Annotated in this window: 15 protein-coding genes; 9 read left to right on the top strand and 6 right to left on the bottom strand. The window is 65.9% G+C overall.

Annotation, left to right across the window (positions count from 1 at the left end; translation table 11 throughout):
• Positions 1-119: 119 nt before the first annotated feature.
• The 4 genes from AC07OK_RS03175 to AC07OK_RS03190 are packed head-to-tail and all read left to right on the top strand — an operon-like array spanning position 120 to position 6,957.
• Positions 120-1,880 (top strand): IucA/IucC family protein, encoded by a 1,761-nt coding sequence (locus tag AC07OK_RS03175; RefSeq protein ID WP_494688915.1) that lies wholly within the window; start codon positions 120-122, stop codon positions 1,878-1,880.
• Positions 1,877-3,076 (top strand): MFS transporter, encoded by a 1,200-nt coding sequence (locus AC07OK_RS03180; RefSeq protein WP_494688916.1) that lies wholly within the window; start codon positions 1,877-1,879, stop codon positions 3,074-3,076. The genes AC07OK_RS03175 and AC07OK_RS03180 overlap by 4 nt, the downstream gene beginning before the upstream one ends.
• The gene (locus AC07OK_RS03185) at positions 3,073-4,896 is read left to right on the top strand and encodes an IucA/IucC family protein (protein WP_494688917.1); all 1,824 of its coding nucleotides are present in this window, start codon (positions 3,073-3,075) and stop codon (positions 4,894-4,896) included. Before AC07OK_RS03180 ends, AC07OK_RS03185 begins: the two co-directional genes overlap by 4 nt.
• An 18-nt stretch (positions 4,897-4,914) precedes the next feature.
• The gene (locus AC07OK_RS03190) at positions 4,915-6,957 is read left to right on the top strand and encodes a TonB-dependent receptor (protein ID WP_494688918.1); all 2,043 of its coding nucleotides are present in this window, start codon (positions 4,915-4,917) and stop codon (positions 6,955-6,957) included.
• A gap of 12 nt (positions 6,958-6,969) precedes the next feature.
• Here AC07OK_RS03190 and maiA read toward each other — a convergent pair whose 3' ends face one another.
• From maiA to AC07OK_RS03210, 4 genes are read right to left on the bottom strand one after another with little or no spacing between them, the layout of a single operon-like run.
• Entirely contained in the window at positions 6,970-7,614 is a 645-nt protein-coding gene (gene maiA / locus AC07OK_RS03195; protein WP_494688919.1) for a maleylacetoacetate isomerase, read from the bottom strand.
• Positions 7,611-8,948, bottom strand: coding sequence for an MFS transporter (locus AC07OK_RS03200; protein WP_494688920.1), 1,338 nt, complete (start codon positions 8,946-8,948; stop codon positions 7,611-7,613). Before AC07OK_RS03200 ends, maiA begins: the two co-directional genes overlap by 4 nt.
• 28 nt (positions 8,949-8,976) lie before the next feature.
• Positions 8,977-9,999, bottom strand: coding sequence for a fumarylacetoacetate hydrolase family protein (locus AC07OK_RS03205; protein ID WP_494688921.1), 1,023 nt, complete (start codon positions 9,997-9,999; stop codon positions 8,977-8,979).
• Positions 9,996-10,532 (bottom strand): VOC family protein, encoded by a 537-nt coding sequence (locus AC07OK_RS03210; RefSeq protein WP_070268715.1) that lies wholly within the window; start codon positions 10,530-10,532, stop codon positions 9,996-9,998. The genes AC07OK_RS03205 and AC07OK_RS03210 overlap by 4 nt, the downstream gene beginning before the upstream one ends.
• 89 nt (positions 10,533-10,621) lie before the next feature.
• Between AC07OK_RS03210 and AC07OK_RS03215 the strand changes: the two genes are divergently transcribed.
• Complete coding sequence (locus AC07OK_RS03215; protein WP_494688922.1) at positions 10,622-11,536, top strand: LysR family transcriptional regulator; 915 nt, start codon at positions 10,622-10,624, stop codon at positions 11,534-11,536.
• An 18-nt stretch (positions 11,537-11,554) separates the two neighbouring features.
• Positions 11,555-12,121, top strand: a complete 567-nt coding sequence (locus AC07OK_RS03220) for a gamma-glutamylcyclotransferase (protein WP_494688923.1) — start codon at positions 11,555-11,557, stop codon at positions 12,119-12,121.
• Here AC07OK_RS03220 and AC07OK_RS03225 read toward each other — a convergent pair.
• Positions 12,118-12,789: a TetR/AcrR family transcriptional regulator gene (locus AC07OK_RS03225; protein ID WP_494688924.1), complete on the bottom strand. Its 672-nt coding sequence runs from the start codon at positions 12,787-12,789 to the stop codon at positions 12,118-12,120. The genes AC07OK_RS03220 and AC07OK_RS03225 overlap by 4 nt on opposite strands.
• Before the next feature lie 33 nt (positions 12,790-12,822).
• Here AC07OK_RS03225 and AC07OK_RS03230 point away from each other — a divergent pair, with 33 nt between their 5' ends.
• Entirely contained in the window at positions 12,823-13,506 is a 684-nt protein-coding gene (locus AC07OK_RS03230; RefSeq protein ID WP_494688925.1) for an O-methyltransferase, read from the top strand.
• On the opposite strand, the gene AC07OK_RS03235 is transcribed toward AC07OK_RS03230, so the two are convergent.
• Positions 13,498-14,622, bottom strand: coding sequence for a PA0069 family radical SAM protein (locus AC07OK_RS03235; RefSeq protein ID WP_494689027.1), 1,125 nt, complete (start codon positions 14,620-14,622; stop codon positions 13,498-13,500). The genes AC07OK_RS03230 and AC07OK_RS03235 overlap by 9 nt on opposite strands.
• Before the next feature lie 275 nt (positions 14,623-14,897).
• On the opposite strand from AC07OK_RS03235, the gene AC07OK_RS03240 reads away from it, so the two are divergent.
• Both AC07OK_RS03240 and AC07OK_RS03245 read left to right on the top strand, forming a co-directional pair.
• Positions 14,898-15,476: a DUF2760 domain-containing protein gene (locus tag AC07OK_RS03240; protein ID WP_020702040.1), complete on the top strand. Its 579-nt coding sequence runs from the start codon at positions 14,898-14,900 to the stop codon at positions 15,474-15,476.
• Positions 15,473-17,317, top strand: coding sequence for an Hsp70 family protein (locus AC07OK_RS03245; RefSeq protein ID WP_494688926.1), 1,845 nt, complete (start codon positions 15,473-15,475; stop codon positions 17,315-17,317). Before AC07OK_RS03240 ends, AC07OK_RS03245 begins: the two co-directional genes overlap by 4 nt.
• Positions 17,318-17,319: the final 2 nt, after the last annotated feature.

The following is a 17,319-nucleotide window of genomic DNA, read 5'->3' on the forward strand; positions in this document are numbered from 1 at the left end:
GCATTGATCGCCTCAGAATTTAAATACGAATCATTATCATTTGTATTGACATTCGTCTTTGTGAAAGATAAGCTGACGGCATAGCATTTAAGACAAGCTTTCAATTCACGGACGCCGCCATGCCCCACACCCTTGCCTTCCTTCCGCACTACCCGGCCGCCCGCGCCCGCACGCTGCGTCAATTCATCGAAGCCTTCTGGAATGAGGGCTGCCTGATCGGCGCCGTCACTCCGGAGCAGGACCGCCTGCGGCTGGAAGGCCGGGACGAGCACGATGCGCCGCTGGTCTACCACATCGATATCGCCGGCCACAGCGCGTTCGACCGCCTGCGGCTGTGCGGCGAGGTGCGCGGCGGCGGCGATACGCAAGCCGATCTCGCCGCCGTGGTGTCGGCGCTGGTGCGGCACCTGCAACCGCAGGCGGACGCCTTGCGCCGCTTCGTCGCCGAGCTGCAGCAGACCGCGCTCAAACAGGCTTGGTCGATGACGGCGACGCCGCAGGCCACGCTGCAATCGCCCTACGCCATGCAGGAGGCGGAATTGGGCGACGGCCACCCTTACCACCCGTGCTTCCGTTCGCGCATCGGCTTTAGCATCGACGAGCACCGCCGCTACGGCCCGGAATTCGCGCAAGCTATCGCGCTGACCTGGCTGGCCATCGACCGCGAAGCCAGCGAAACCCACCTGCTGCCGGAGCTCGACTACGACAGCTTCGTGGCGTCGCAATTGGGGATGGACGAGTACCGCCGCCTGCTAGTCCAGATCGAAGCGCAGGGCCACGCACCGGCGCGTTACCGCCTGCTGCCGGTGCATCCGTGGCAATGGGAGCACGGCGTGGCGCCGCACTTCGCCGACTGGCTGGCAGACGGCACCTTGCTTCACCTGGGCGCAGGCCGCGCCGCATGGCTGGCGCAGCAATCGATACGCTCGCTCAGCTGCCTGACGGCCGATGGCCGCTGCAACCTGAAGCTACCGCTGGCCATCGCTAATAGTTCGGCCGACCGCATCCTCTCCGACCACCATGTGCACAACGCGCCCATCATCTCGCGCTGGCTGGACGCCATCTGCCGCGACGATGCCTTTCTCGCCGACGGCCGGCGACTGGCGGTACTGGCCGAACCGGCCGGCATCACGATCGCCGCGCCGCGCCAGCGCACAGGCGCTTATGGCATGCTGGGCGCGATCTGGCGCAGCGCGCCGGAGTCGGTGCTGGCCGAGGGCGAACAGATATTCCCGATGACCGCCCTGACCACCCAAACGGCCGGCGGCGAACTGACCATCGGCCCGTGGCTGGCGCTGCACGGCGCGGAACGCTGGGTGGCCGCGCTGCTGGAGGCCAGCGTCCCGCCCCTGCTGCACCTGATGATGGTGCATGGCGTACTGCTGGAATGCCATGCGCAAAACACCCTGTTGATATTGCACGACGGTCTGCCGCGCCGCATCGCCATCCGCGACCTGCCCGGCGGCCTGCACTATCTGCAAGGCGCGACCAACGAAGCGCAACTGGCCGACCTGCGCCGCGCGCCGGCCTACCGCAACGCACTCAACGCCAGCGCGGGATTTATGTTCGACTCGCCGGCGGAGGCGCGCGACTACCTGCTGGAAGTGCTGTTCTTTATCAACCTGGGAGAACTGGCGTGGCGGCTGGAGTGCCATCACGGCTATGCGGAGGCACTGTTCTGGGCCCAGGCCACGCGCACCGTTCAAGCGTATCTGTCGCGCTTTCCGGCGCACGCCGCGCGCCATCGCGAGTTCGACCTGCTCGGCGCGCAACTGCGGATTGAGTGCCTGGCCGCGCGGCGCCTGCTTGGATGGAGCACGCCGCGCCTGCGCACGGTCGGCAGTCCCCTGGCCGCTGCTAACACCGGCGGCAATACATGAACGTGGCGCAGGCCGCAGCGCGCCCGGCCGGGACGACGCGCGCGGTGATGGTCACGGTCGCCGGCCACTTCGGCGCGGCCTTTGCCGCCCTGTGCATGCCGCCGTTTTACGCGCAGATCCTGGAATCGAGCTTTCCGGCGAACGCGCCGTCGGCGGCGCTGACCGGCTGGTACTTCACGCTGCCGACGCTGGCCGCGGCCATCGTCAATCCGGCCTGGGGGCGCCTGGCCGACCGCATCGGCCGTCGCGCCTCGCTGATGCGGGCGCACGCAGGCCTGTGCCTCAGCTTCATCCTCACCGGCCTGGCGCGCACGCCGCTGGAATTCGCACTGGGCCTGATGCTGCAAGGGCTGCTGGGCGGAACCTTCTCCGCGTCCAACGCCTATCTGGCCGAACAACTGCCGCCGGCGCGGCTGGCGACACTGCTCGGCGTGATGCAGGCGTCGGCGCGCACCGCCTTGTTCGCCGGCCCGGCACTGATTGGCATGATGAGCGGACACGCCAACATGCTGCGGCTGTTCTTGTACCTTGCGCTGTTCCCCGGCGTCGCTTGCGTGGTGCTGTACCTGCTGCCGGACGCCGGTGCGCCGCGCCGGCAGGTGCAGACGCCGGCCGGCGCGCCATCCGGTGCGCAGCCCATCGTCGCCGCCGGTTGCGGCGTCAGCGCCGTGAATCTGTACCGCTTGCAGGCGCTGTTCGCCATCGGCACCGTTCTCACCTATCCCTACTTTGTCAGCGACCTTGCGCAGCGGCTGCAGATCGGCGCCGCCACGGCCGGAATGATGTTCGGCCTGCCGCACGCGCTGTTCCTGCTGTTGGCATGGCCGTTGGGACGCAAGCTCGGTTACACCAATGCCCGTGCCGCACTCGGATGGTACGCCGCACTGACCAGCGCCGGCCTGCTGCTGCAGGCCTTGGCCGACACGCTGCCGTTGCTGCTGGCCGGCCGCATCCTGATGGGCATAGGCATGACCGGCGCCTACCTTGCCATCAACACGCTGGCCGCCGCCACCTCCACCATCGAGCACGCCGGCCGCCACTTCGGCAGCCTGGAAGGGGCCAACAAATGGGGCGCCGTCAGCGCCGGCCTGCTGGCCAGCCTGTTGGCGCCGTCGCTCGGCTATGCCGCACCGCTATGGCTGGGGACTGCCGTTGTCGCCGCGCTGTTTATTTCACTGAAATGGAAACTGCCATGAACTCACCGCTGTTACCCAAGCATCTGCAGCCCGCTCCGTCCGAAACCGAGAGCTTCGCCGAACAGCAGCACGGCCGGCTGCTGATCAACTGCTATGCGCGCGAAGTGGCAATGCAGGAGCACACACTCGCCGTCTTACCTGCCAGCCGCAGTGCCCATCCGGCCATGCCTGCCGACTATCGCGGACAGGTGCTGGAAATCGCCTTGCCCCGCCTGGGCAGCCAGTTGTGCGTCGGCGTGCTGCACGTGTCGGCGACCGCCAATTTCGACTACACCACCGGCGTCTACCTGCGCACAGGGCAGGAAGCCTGGCGCGACGCCGGCTGGCGAGAATTGGCGCGGCTCATCATCGAAGACCTGTCCTGCCGCGCAGCGACGCCGTTCAACGAAGAACTGCTGCAACAGATCGGCGACAGCATCGCCACCATGCAGGATGTGATGGACCGCCGTCCGGCGCCGGCGCTGCCGCCTGCCGCAGCCGGCGCCACGCCCCTGCAGCTGTATATCGAAAGCGAGCAGGGACTGCTGACCGGCCACCCCTTCCATCCTGCGCCGAAAAGCCGCTCCGACTGGTCGCCCGCCGAGCAGCGCGACTACTCGCCGGAACACAAGGCCAGCATGCGCCTGCATTACTTCCAGCTTCCGCAAGAGTGGCTGCTCAGCGACAGCATCGACGCCGGCGCGCTGCAAACACTCGGTGCGCACGGCCTGCAGCCCGGCGACGGCGGCGCGATCCTGCCGCTGCATCCGTGGCAGGCCGGCTGGATGCGCCGGCAGCCGCGCATCGCCAGCGCCTTGCGCAGCGGCGAGATCCTCGACCTCGGCCCCCATGGCCTCCCATTCCATCCAACGGCGTCGGTGCGCACACTGCTGGCCGAGGACGCGGCCTCTTTCGTCAAACTGTCGCTCAATATGCGCATCACCAACTGCATCCGCAACAACGCCCGCCACGAACTGCAAAGCGCGCTGACCGGCACGCGGCTGTACCGCATCGTGCAGGCCGACATGCAAAGCCGCTTCCCTGGCTTCCGCGTGATGGAGGAACAGGCCTACGTCACCGCCGACCTGCCCGGCGCTGACCCGGAGCTGAGCAACGGCTTCGGCGTGCTGTTGCGCGAGGGCGTGGCCGGCCTGCTGCAACAGGGAGTGCAGCCGATCGTGTGCGCCGCGCTGTTCGGCAACGGCGAACATGGACGCAAGCAGGTCTTCGCCCAGATCGAGCGCTATGCGCTACATTGCGGCTATACGCTGGAACAAGCCGCGCGCCGCTGGTTCGCGCGCTATGCGGAAACCGCCGTGCATCCCATCCTGTACCTGTTGTTCGAGCACGGCGTGGCGTTCGAGCCGCACATGCAAAACACGGTCGTCGGACTGGACGGCGAAGGTGCCCCCAGCCACTTCATCCTGCGCGACCTGGAGCTCACGCGGCTCGCGCCGCAGGCGCACGCACTGGCCCGCGCCATGCAGCTGGAACCCGGCACGCTGTCCGCGCTGTGCTGCACCGACGAGCGGGCCTGGATACGCATCGGCTACTGCCTGTTCGTCAACAATCTGTGCGAGGTCATCGCCAGCATCGCCAACGGCAACCACACGCTGTACCTCGGTCTGTGGGGAGTTCTGCGCAACACGCTGCAGGACTATCTGGCGAAGTTCCCCAATCCGTCCGCCAGCCGCCGCATCCGGGGTCTGCTGGCGGGAGAGCCCCTGCCGGCCAAAGGCAATCTGCTGACGCGCTTCCTGCGCCAGGCCGACCGCCAAGCCAGCTATCTTCCCTTGTATCACCCGCTTGGCGTCGTCAACGGCGCGGCGGCATCTTATTAACGACAGCACTTCAAAACAATGAAAACAGTTCTCAAACCACTCCCCCTGCTGCTGGCAGGCTTCGTTTTCTCGGCCCAGGCGGACGACATCCAAACCATGCAGCTGGTGACCGTGGTCGGCTCCAGCGACGGCCTGGCCGCAACCGTCGGCGGCGCCAAGACCCCTGGCAGCCTACTCGACGCGCCGCAATCGGTCAGCGTGGTCACTGCGGAGAATCTGCGCAGCCGCGCCGCGCTGACCAGCAAGGATGCGCTGGACTACGTCAGCAGCGTGGTCGCTGGCCAGGGCGAAGGCCGGCGCGATGAGTTCTACATTCGCGGCTTCTACTCGTTGCGCGACACCAGCCTCGATGGCGTGCGCGACGACACGCTGTATTCGCGCGACCTGGCGACGGTGGAGAAGATAGAAGTGATCAAGGGCCCGGCGGCGGCGCTGTATGGCCGCGGTTCGGCCGGTGGCCTGATCAACCGCGTCAGCAAGCAACCGAGCGCCCAACAGGAAACCGAGGTCTCCGCCACGCTGGGATCGGACAACGAGCGGCGCGTCAGCGTCGACGCCGGCGGCGCCCTGGGCGGCAGCATCAACGGCCGCCTGATCGCCGTGTACGACACCGGCGACAGCTATCGCGACGTGGTCGAACACACGCGCAAGCTGCTGGCACCCTCGCTGAAGTTTGCGCTGTCGCCGGCCACCTCGCTGCTGCTGCAAGCCGAGGTACAGCGCGAAGACCGCACGCCGGATCGCGGCGTGCCTTCGCTGGCGGGCCGCCCGGTCGCGGTGTCGCCTTCAACCTACTACGGCGAACGGTATGACTACACCAGCACCGACAGCGACATGGCGAAGGCGAAGCTGGAACACCGCTTCAACGGCCGCCTGAAGCTGGAGAACACCTTCCAATACAGCCGCACCGAACTTGAAGGCGTGAACACCCGCAACCGCCGCGTCAACGCCGACAACACCGTATCGCGCCAGATCACTTACTTCCCGCAGACGCAGCGTAACCTGATCAATCAAACCGAGTTGGCGTACACGCTGGACCGGCATGCGCTGCTGGTCGGGCTGGAGCTGTCGGACCAGAAGCGCGACGTCATCACCGCGCAGACCGGCATCGCCTATCCGGTAAGTCTGTACGCGCCGCAGCACGTGCTGCCGGCGCCTGATCTGAGCGCCCTGCCGGTCGCGCTGAACAACGCGTTCACGGCCAAGACACAGGCGCTGTACGTGCAGGACCAGCTCACGATCGCACCGCAATGGAAGGCGCTGGCGGGAGTGCGATTCGACCGCTTCCAGCAGGAGCAAACCAATCGCCTGAGCAAAGTGTTCAGCGAACGCACCGACAACGTCGTCTCGCCGCGCGCGGGCCTGGTGTACCAGCCGCTGGATGGACAGTCATGGTATCTGAACCTGAGCCGCTCGTCGCAGCCGGGCGGCGGCGACCTGCTTTATACCGGCAGCACGCCGCTGTCGCAGGTCAAGCCCTTGCAGACGGATTTGCAGGAAGTGGGCTACAAGCAGGATTGGCTGGGCGGCCGCTTCTACACCACCGCCGCGCTGTTCCGCATCGAGCAGCGCAACCAGTTGACGCTGGACCCCACCGACGCTGCCGGCCTGCGCCAGCTACAAGTGGGCAAGCAGCGCAACCAGGGCGTGGAACTGGAACTGCAAGGCGCGCTGTGGCAAGGCGGTCGCTTGAACGCGTCCTATACCTACAACGATGCGCGCATCGTGGCGTCCAACGATATCCCGAGGGGCAACCGGGCGGAGATGACGCCGCGCCATCGCGCCTCGCTGTGGGTGGACCAGGAACTGGGCGGCGCGTGGAACGCGGGCCTGGGCGTGCTACTCAGCGGCGGCCAGTTCGCGCTGTCCGACAATGCCGTGCGCCTGCCCGGCTATGGCCGCGTGGATGCGGCGCTGGGCTATCGCGGCAAGCGCTACGACGTGCGGTTCAAGTTGAATAACGTCGGCAATGCGCGCTTCTACGAATCGGCCATCAACAACGTGCAGATCCAGCCGGGCGCGCCGCGCAACGCGAGCGTGACGCTGACCAGCCGGTTCTGATCCCGCCGGCGCCTACTCGGCGTCCGGCTGCTGCGACGGGTGCGCCTGCTGGAAAGCGGGCAGCTCGGCGCAGGCGGCGAAGATGCGCATGATGGTCGGATACGGTGCCAGGTCCACCCCGAAGCGCTGGGCGCCGAAGACCTGCGGCACCAGGCAGCAGTCGGCCAGCGTCGGCGTGTCGCCGTGGCAGTAGCGGCCGGTGCGCCCATCGTCGGCCAGCAGGCGCTCCAGCGTCGCCATGCCGATGCGCAGCCAGTGCTGCTGCCACTCCGCCTTGACTTCCTCGGTCACCTTCAACTGCCCCTTCAGGTACTTCAGCACGCGCAGGTTGCCCAGCGGGTGAGTGTCCGCCGCCACCGTCAGCGCCAGCGCGCGCACGCGGGCGCGGTCGACCGCCGTGGCGGGCAGCAGCGGCACTTGCGGACGCGTCTCCTCCAGGTATTCGATGATGGCCAGTGATTGGCCGATCACACTGCCGTCGTCGTCCAGCGTCGGCAGCAGCGCCGACGGATTGAGCGCGCGATAGGATTCGGCCAACTGTTCGCCGCCGTCGCGCAGCAGGTGCACCGGCACGGCGTCATAGGCCAGGCCCTTCAGGTTCAGCGCGATGCGCACGCGGTAGGCGGCGGTGCTGCGGAAGTAGGTAAAAAGCTTCATGCAAAGTCTCGTTCAAGAATTGGGGCTGCCTGCGGACGCTCCATCATCCACAGCATGGCCGCAGACAGCAGCGCCGGCACGGCGGCGATAATGAAGATGGTGCTGTTCGGCCAGTTCATGCGTATCAGTTCACCGCCCAGCACCGGGCCGATGATGGAGCCGACCCGACCCACGCCCAGGCTCCAGCCGATGCCGGTGGAGCGCAGCGTGGTTGGATAGTAGTTGGCCGCCAGCGCATTGACGGCGGGCTGGCCGCCGACGATGCAGAAGCCGGCCACCAGGATCGCCAGGCACAGGAAGGCCAGCGACGCTTCCGGACGGCCGATCAGCATGATCGCCACGGCGGCCACCAGGAAGCCAGGTATCAGCACGCGGCGGAAGCTGGAACGGTCGATCAGTTGGCCCATCATCAGCGTACCGATGGTGCCGCCTATCGGCAGGATGGTTCCGGCCAGTACCGCCATGCTGGTCGACAGGCCGGCGCCCTTGAGGATGGTCGGGAGCCAGTTCGACAAAAAGTACAGGTTGAGCAGGTTGAGGAAATTGACCAGCCAAAGCAGCACGGTGGTGCGCGCGCGGCCGTCGCGGAACAGCTCCGTCACCGAACCGCGCTTGCCGGACTTCTCGTGCACCAGGTAGCGGCTGCCCGCATGCACGGTGGACGATGGATCGATGCGGCGCAGCCACTGCGCCACGCGCTCGACGCGCTTGCCGCTCAGGACCACGTACTGCATCGACTCCGGCAGCATGAAGATCATCAGCACGCCGATCGCCAGCGGCATCACGCCGCCGATATAGAACACCGACTGCCAGCCGAACGACGGTATCAGCGCGGCCGAAGCCAGGCCGCCGACCACGGCGCCCACGGTGAAGCCGCAGGACACCAGCATCATCAGCGTGACGCGGCGGCGCGCAGGGCTGTACTCGCCCGCCAGCGCCATCACGTTGGGCATGATGGCGCCCAAGCCTATGCCGGTGACAAAGCGCAGCCACTGCAACTGCTCCAGCGTGGTGCACGATGGCGTAAGCAGCATGCAGACCGAGAAGAACATGGTGGCGGCGATCAGCACCGGACGACGGCCGATTTTATCGGCCATCACGCTGAACACCAGCGAACCGGCCAGCATGCCGAACAGGCCCGCGCCAAACACCGGCCCGAGGCTGGCTTTGCTGACATGCCATTCCTGGATGATGGCCGGCGCCACGTAACCCATCGCCTGCACGTCGAAGCCGTCCATCAGGATGCACAGGCCGCACAGCACATAGACGCCGATCTGGAAAGCGCTGATCTTGTTCTTGTCGATGAGTGCGGGGATATCTACTGCTTGTTCCATGCTTGTCTCCTCCTGCCTCGCCGGCGCCTTAGCTGCGCTCTTGGTAGTGCGTGACGGTTTGCTCGATGGCGCCGAAGATGCTGGCGCCCTGCTCGTCCTTCATCTCGATGCGCACGCTGTCACCGAATTTGAGGAAGCCGGTTTGCGGCTTGCCGCCTTCGATGGTCTCGTACATACGCACTTCGGCCAGGCAGCAGTAGCCCACGCCGCCGTTGGCGATGCTCGATCCGTGCAGGCTGCCCTGCTTGTTCGACACCGTGCCGGAACCGATGATGGTGCCGGCCGCCAGTTCACGCGTGGCGGCGGCGTGCGCCACCAGTTGCGCGAAGTTGAAGGTCATGTCTTCGCCGGCGTTCGGCTTGCCGAAGGGCTGCTGGTTCAGATCGACCAGCAGCGGCAGGTGCAGCTTGGTGTCGGCCCAGTGCGCACCCAGTTCGTCCGGCGTGACGGCCACCGGCGAGAAGGCGCTGGCGGCCTTCGACTGAAAGAAGCCGAAGCCCTTGGCCAGTTCGTTCGGGATCAGGTTGCGCAGCGAAACGTCGTTGACCAGCATGACCAGGCGGATCGCTTTCGCGCAGTCGCCGGTGCTGGCACCCATGCGCACGTCGCCGGTGATGACGGCCACTTCGGCTTCCAGGTCGATGCCCCATTCTTCCGACAGCGCGAAGATCGGATCGCGCGGGCCGATGAAACTGTCCGAGCCGCCCTGGTACATCAGCGGATCGGTGTAGAAGGAGGCCGGCACTTCGGCGTTGCGCGCCTTGCGCACCAGTTCAACGTGGTTGATGTAGGCCGAGCCGTCGGCCCATTGGTAGGCGCGCGGCAGCGGCGAGTGGCAGTACTGCTGGTCGAACGAATGGGCATCAATGGCGTCGCCGGCGTTCAGCGAGGCATAGACCTGCTCCAGCGCTGGCGACACCAGGTCCCAGTTGTCCAGCGCGTGCTGCAGCGTGGCGGAGATTTTCGGTACGTGCTGGTAGCGCGACAGGTCGCGGCTGACCACCACCAGGCGGCCATCGCGGCTGCCGTCTTTCAGAGTCGCGAGCTTCATGCCTTCACCTCCGGTGCATGCATCCAGGCGGCGTGCTTGGGCGCCTTGCGGGTCTGCGACCACTCTTCCAGCATCTCCCATTTGACGGCGTCGAGCTTCTGCATCATCTCCGGCGTGCCGGTGTTGACCGCCAGTTCGAGGCGGTGGCCGTTCGGGTCGAAGAAGTAGATTGACTTGAAGATGGTGTGGTTGATCGGGCCGATCACGCTGATGCCGGCGGCGACCAGGCGCTCCTTGGCGGCCAGCAGTTCGTCCATGGTCTCGACTTCCATCGCCAGGTGCTGCACCCAGGCCGGGGTGTTGTGGTCGCGGTCCATCGGCGCCTGGGTCGGCAGCTCGAAGAAGGCCAGCACGTTGCCGTGGCCGGCGTCCAGGAACACGTGCATGTACGGGTCCGGGGCCTTGGTGGACGGCACTTCGTCTTCGGCGATGGCCAGCACGAAGTCCATGTTCAGGTGTTTGACGTACCACTCGACGGTCTGCTTGGCGTCGATGCAGCGGTAGGCCACGTGGTGTATTTGCTTGATTTTCATGTTTGTCTCCAACTCAGTCATTCCGCATTAAATGCGAATTTCAGATATCATACAAACGATATTTTCCAGCCCACTTATCAGATTTCCCGATGAATCCTAGTTTGCGCCAGATGCGCGCCCTGGTGGCGCTCGCCAAAACCGGCAGCTTTACGCTGGCCGCCGAGCATCTCAATGTGACCCAATCCGCGCTCAGCGGGCAGATCAAGGAGCTCGAGCAGATGCTGGGGGTGCGCGTCGTCGAGCGTACCACGCGCAAGGCGCAGCTGTCGGAGATCGGCCGCGAACTCACGCCGCTGTTCGAGAAGATGCTGCAGGACCTGGACCGCGCCATGGCCGACATCGCCAGCCGCAAGGCACTCAAGCAGGGTTCGGTGCGGGTGGCGGCGCCGCAGATGCTGTCCTGCACGCTGATACCGGAGGTGATCGCCGCCTACAAGGCGCGCTATCCGGACGTGCAAGTGTGGCTGGCCGACAGCCCGGTCGAGATGGTGTCGGCGCGGGTGTTCAGCGGCGAGGCCGACTTCGGCATCGGCCCGGACCGCGACACCACCGCCGAGATCGAAGCGCAGCCGCTGTTCGAGATGCCGTTCGTGGTGGTGTATCCGCCCGGCCATCCGCTGGAGCGGCGCAAGCGCATCACCTGGGCCGATGTCAACGAGTTCCCCTTGATTTCCTTGCAGGGCCAGTTCACCGAGCGGCTGTTGCGCGATATGCATGCGTCGTTCCGCGAGCAGTCGCTGAGTCCGTACAACGAGGTCACCTTCATGACCACCGCGCTGGCCATGGTGCACGCGCGGCTGGGCATCACGGTGTGCCTGCCGTATGCGGAAAAGATGGTGCAGCTGTATGGCTTGCAGATGCGCCCGCTGGAATCGCCGGCGCTGACGCGGCGCTTCTTCGTCTACACGCGCAACGCGCGGGCGCTGTCCCCTGCGGCCGAGAGCTTCGTCGCCTTCCTGCAAGAGTTTGCAGCGGCGCATCATTGGAATGTGCCGCAGGGCTGAACGTTTTATAATTGACGTATGACAGCAGATACCATCGCCATCAATCAGAAGATGGACCAGTTCGACGGCCACCACAGCGTTTGGCTGTTCGGCTATGGCTCACTGATTTACAAGGCCGACTTCCCCTACCTCGAACGCCGCCCGGCCAGCATCGCCAACTGGACGCGGCGCTTCTGGCAAGGCTCGCACGACCATCGCGGCACGCCGGACGCGCCGGGCCGGGTGGTGACCATCATCGAAGAGCCCGGCGCGGTGTGCCACGGCATGGCCTATCTGGTGACGCCGGAAGTGTTCGCGCACCTGGACCATCGCGAGAAGAACGGCTATCTGCGGCTGGCGATCGCCATCGCGTTCGAGGACGGCGACAGCGTCGAAGGCCTGGTCTACATCGCCACGCCGGACAACACGGCCTTCCTCGGCGCCGCCTCCGAGCAGGAGATCGCGCAGCACATCGCCCGCTCCGCCGGACCCAGCGGACCGAACAGCGATTATCTCAATCACCTCGCCAACGCGCTGCGCGAACTGGGCCGCCATGACCAGCATGTGTTCGAGATTGAACGGCATCTGGCTGCGCTGAAGAATTAGTTTATGCCGGCCAGGTAGGCGCACAGCATATCGGCCAGCGCTTCCGAGTAGATGTGTATTTCTTGCTCGGTGCGCGGTGTTTCCGAAAACTGCTTGCCGACCGAACTGAAGGTCGTCATGACCAGATCGCCGGCCAAAGTGCGCGCACTGTCTGTCGCTGTAGGCAGTACTTCGTGCATGAAGACCTCGATGATGCCGTCGGCCGTCGAGCGCGTCTCATGCGCTTCGGGCGTGTCGCGGTAGAACGGCGCCGCGTCGTTGAGCGCGGTACGGATCTCGGCCTCGTCGCATTCCGAGCGCAGGAAGACATGGACCAGTATGCGCAGCCGTTCCAGCGGGGGCTTCTGTGTGTCCTGCAGGATGTTGACCAGCATCTCCGTCGTTTCCCGCCACTCATCCGCCTGCAGCCTGAACAGGATGGACGCCTTGTTCGGAAAGTACTGGTACACCGATCCCACGCTCACGCCGGCACGCTCCGCCACCCGGGTGGTGGTGAAGCGGCGCACGCCCTCCTTCGCCAAAACCTGAATAGCCGCTTCGAGAATCGCTGAAACCAGGTCGGCCGAGCGCGCCTGTTTGGGCTTCCTGCGCGAGGAGATGGGGGCTTTTGCGGGGTCTGCCATGGGAGTGGTTCCGAATGCGAATATGAAACATGAAGGATTCTTCATATTATATCCGTACTTCATTCGAAAGGAATCACCATGACAACCCTGACCAATCATCCCGTGGCATCGCTGCTCGACCGTCTGTTTGACGAAGCCGATGCCGTGCAGATCGCCGCGATTCCCGCCGTCGCCGAACTGTCCAAGGACGAGCGCGATCGCCTGTTGCGCAGCAAGACCGAATACCTCAACCTCTACCATCGGCTGAAGGATGTGCCGCTGCCGGTGTCGCGCCAGACCGGCGAGCTGCTATACATGCTGGCGCGCAGCTGCCGTGCCCGCAATATCGTCGAGTTCGGCACGTCGTTCGGCATCTCGACCTTGTACCTGGCGGCTGCCTTGCGCGACAACGGCGGCGGCCACCTGATCACCAGCGAGTTCGAGCCGTCCAAGGTGGCGCGGGCGCGCGGCCATCTGGAGCAAGGCGGCCTGCTCGACCTGGTGGACATCCGCGCCGGCGATGCGCTGGAAACGCTGGCCAACGATCTGCCCGAGCAGATCGACCTGCTGCTGCTCGACGGCGCCAAGGCGCTCTACCCCGAGATCCTCGGCCTGGTGCGCAGCCGGCTGCGGCCGGGCGCGCTCGTCATCGCGGACAACGCCGACATGAATCCGGACTACGTGGCGCTAGTGCGCTCGCCTGCATCCGGGTTCATGTCCCTGCCGTTCGCGGAGGATGTCGAACTGTCCGTCAACATCGGTATGGTGGCCTCCTCAAAATAAGTCCAGCTGACCGGCATCGGCCGCCGCCTTGGCCCGCGCGCCCAGCGGCGGCACCACCAACGGACGCGTGAATTGCGACACGTCCATGTTGTGGAAGCGGCTGCCCCGTCCGGTCAGGCCGAGGCGTTCGGTGGCGATCTTGAAGCGCTGGCGTATCAGCTCGGCCCACACGCCTTCGCCTTTCATGCGGGCGCCGAAGTTGCTGTCGTAGTCTTTGCCACCGCGCATTTCACGCACCCGGTTCATCACGCGCTGGGCCCGCTCCGGGAAATGCGCTTGTAGCCATTGGTGGAACAGCGGCGCCACTTCCCACGGCAGGCGCAGCACCGTGTAGTGCGCGCTGACGGCGCCGGCCTCCTTCACCGCTTCCAGGATGCGCTCCAGATCGGGCTCGGTGACGAAGGGAATGATGGGCGCGACGCTGACCGCGACCGGGATGCCGGCGTCGGTCAGCGTGCGTATCGTGCGCAGGCGGCGGGCCGGCGCGGCCGCGCGCGGCTCCAGCGTGCGCGCGATGGCCGGGTCCAGCGTGGTGAGCGTGATGGCGACGCCGGCCTGCTGCCGGGCCGCCATCGCCGACAGGATGTCGATGTCGCGCTCGATCAGCGATGACTTGGTGATCAGGCCCACCGGGTGCTGGCATTCCTGCAGCACTTCCAGCACGCGGCGGGTGAGCTTGCGCTCGCGCTCGCAGGGCTGGTAGGCGTCGGTGTTGACGCCGAGTGCGATCGACGACGGCTCATAGCCGGCCTTGGCCAGCTCGCGCCGCAGCACTTCCGGCGCGTTGATCTTGGCGAAGATTTTGCTCTCGAAGTCCATGCCGGGCGACAGGCCGAGATAGCTGTGCGTAGGCCGCGCGAAACAATAAATGCAGCCGTGCTCGCAACCCCGGTAGGGATTGAGCGAGACGCTGAACGGCAAGTCCGGCGAGGCGTTGCGGCTGAGGATGGATTTGCAGAGCTCGTCCGTGACCTGCGTCTTCCAAGGCGCGGCCTCCTCCTCTTCGCGTTCCCAGCCGTCGTCATACGCCTCGCGCGCACGGACCTCGAACCGGCCCTGCAGGTTCGACACCGCGCCACGGCCTTTTTGCGCCTTCAACGACGGCGGCGGCAGCATCACATGCTCTTGATTATTTTCATCGTGGTTATCATCGTAAGACATCGCGGCACCAAACTACTGTATACATGTACAGTATTCTATGCCCTTGAAATGACGATATCAAGCGAAATATCAAAGGTGCATGCTTGCCTTCTTGGGAACCAAGTGGTCAAGCTGGTATCATGCGGGGTTCCGGGGGACGGAATTTCCCCGCGCCACGCGCGCCCCCAACCCACACCTCGCCAGGATGCCGCCGATGCGGCGCCCCGGCTCACCCGATACGAGCAAACAATATGAACAATTCGACCCAACCATTGCCGTCGTTTTTTAGCAGGATCTCCATCGCCATCGGCGCGTTTTTCCGCGCCCTGTCCGACGCTGACTATGCCGCCCGCCTGACCCGCATCGACGACGCGCCGCAGCCGGCCGCCGCTCCCGTAGCGACTCCAGCACCTGCCCCGGCGCCAGCGCCAGCGCAAACGCTGCGCGTGGCGACTCCGGACGCCGCCTTGCAGCTTCTGAGCTTGTTCCAGCGCGAAGCGCGCCTGATCGACTTCACGCAGGAGAACCTGAGCGCCTATTCCGACGCCGATATCGGCGCCGCCGCGCGCGTGGTGCATGAAGGCTGCAGCAAAGTGCTGCGCGAGCATTTCACCATCGAAGCGGTGCGCAGCGAGGCCGAAGGCAGCCGCGTGGTGCTGGAAGAAGGCTTCGACGCCAGCGCCGTGCGCCTGACCGGCAACGTGGTCGGCAGCGCGCCGTTCCGCGGCGCCTTGAGCCATCGCGGCTGGCGCGCCTCCAACGTGCGCCTGCCGAAACTGGCCGAAGCACACGATGCCGCCATCCTGGCGCCGGCGGAGGTGGAATTATGAGCGATCCACGCTACGCCATCGGCATCGACCTTGGCACCACGCACAGCGCGTTGTCCTATGTGGACCTGGCCGCCAGCGATGGCGAGAAGACCCAGCACGCCGTGCTGGCCATTGCGCAGCTGACCGCACCGGGCACGGTGGAAGAACTGCCGCTGCTGCCGTCCTTCCTCTACCTGCCGCACGCGGACGAACTGGCGCCGGGCGAATTGAGCCTGCCATGGCAGCAGTCACCGGAAGAGCTAACCGCCGTCGCCGGCGAAATGGCGCGCAGCCGTGGCGCCACCACGCCTATCCGCCTGGTCTCCAGCGCCAAGAGCTGGTTGAGCCATCCAGGCGTCGACCGCCGTTCCGCGCTACTGCCGAACGACGCACCGGAAGAAGTGTCGCGCGTCTCGCCGCTGGAAGCCTCGACCCGCTACCTGACGCACCTGCGCAAGGCATGGGAGCAGGCCTACCCTGACGCGCCGTTCGGCGAACAGGCGGTGACGGTGACGATCCCCGCATCGTTCGACCCGGGCGCGCGCGAACTGACGGCCGACGCGGCACGCGCCGCCGGCTACACCAACCTGACCTTGCTGGAAGAGCCGCAAGCGGCCCTGTACAGCTGGATCCAGGGCAGCGAAGGCCGCTGGCGCAAGGAAGTCAAGCCGGGCGACATCATCCTGGTGGTGGACGTGGGCGGCGGCACCAGCGACTTCTCGCTGATCGCCGTGCTGGAACGCGACGGCGTGCTGGAACCGCACCGCATCGCGGTGGGCGACCACATTCTGCTCGGCGGCGATAATATGGACCTGGCGCTGGCGCATCTGGTGGCGCGCAAGCTGGCCGCCAACGGCACCCAGCTCGACGCCTGGCAAATGCGCGCGCTGACCTACGGCTGCCGCAGCGCCAAGGAAAAACTGCTGGCCGACGCCAGCGTCGACACCTGGCCCATCGTGGTGCCGAGCCGTGGCTCGAAACTGATCGGCGGTTCGATCCGCACCGAACTGACGCGCGACGAAGTGACCACCTTCATCCTCGACGGCTTCTTCCCGCAGGTGGAAGCGTCGGCACGTCCGGCGGTGCGCACGCGCGCGGGCCTGACGCAGCTTGGCCTGCCGTATGCGCAGGACGCGGGCATCACGCGCCATCTGGCCGCCTTCCTGGCGCGCCAGCTGGCCGCGACCAGCGAACTGGAAGGCTACGTCGGCAAGCAAAGCGCCGACGCGACCTTCCTGCATCCAACGGCGGTGCTGTTCAACGGCGGCGTGTTCAAGTCGGAGCTGCTGTCGCAGCGCATCATGGGCGCCATCAACGACTGGCTGTACCTGGAAGGCTCCGAGCCTGCGCGCATGCTGGGCGGTGCGGACCTGGACCTGGCGGTGGCGCGCGGCGCGGCCTACTACAGCTACGTGCGTCGCGGCAGCGGTGTGCGCATTCGCGGCGGCACGGCGCGTTCCTATTATGTGGCGATCGAATCGTCGATGCCGGCCATCCCCGGCATGGAGCCGCCGATCCAGGCGCTGTGCGTGGCGCCGTTCGGCATGGAGGAAGGCAGCGAGATCGAACTGCCGAACCAGGAATTCGGCCTGGTGGTCGGCGAGCCGGTGCAGTTCCGCTTCTTCGGTTCGTCGGTGCGCCGCCAGGACCAGATCGGCGACCTGCTGGACTTCTGGAGCGCCGATGAGCTGATCGAGTTGAACGAGATTCAGGCGACGCTGTCGCCGGAAGGCCGCCAGACCAGCGACGTGGTGCAGGTACGCCTGCATGCGATGGCGACCGAGTCGGGCACGCTGGAGCTGCAGGCAGTATCCAACGACGGCCAGCGCTGGAAGGTGGAGTTCGACGTCCGCGCCGCCTGAGT

The organism is Duganella sp. GW821-FHT07G03 (assembly GCF_059418605.1).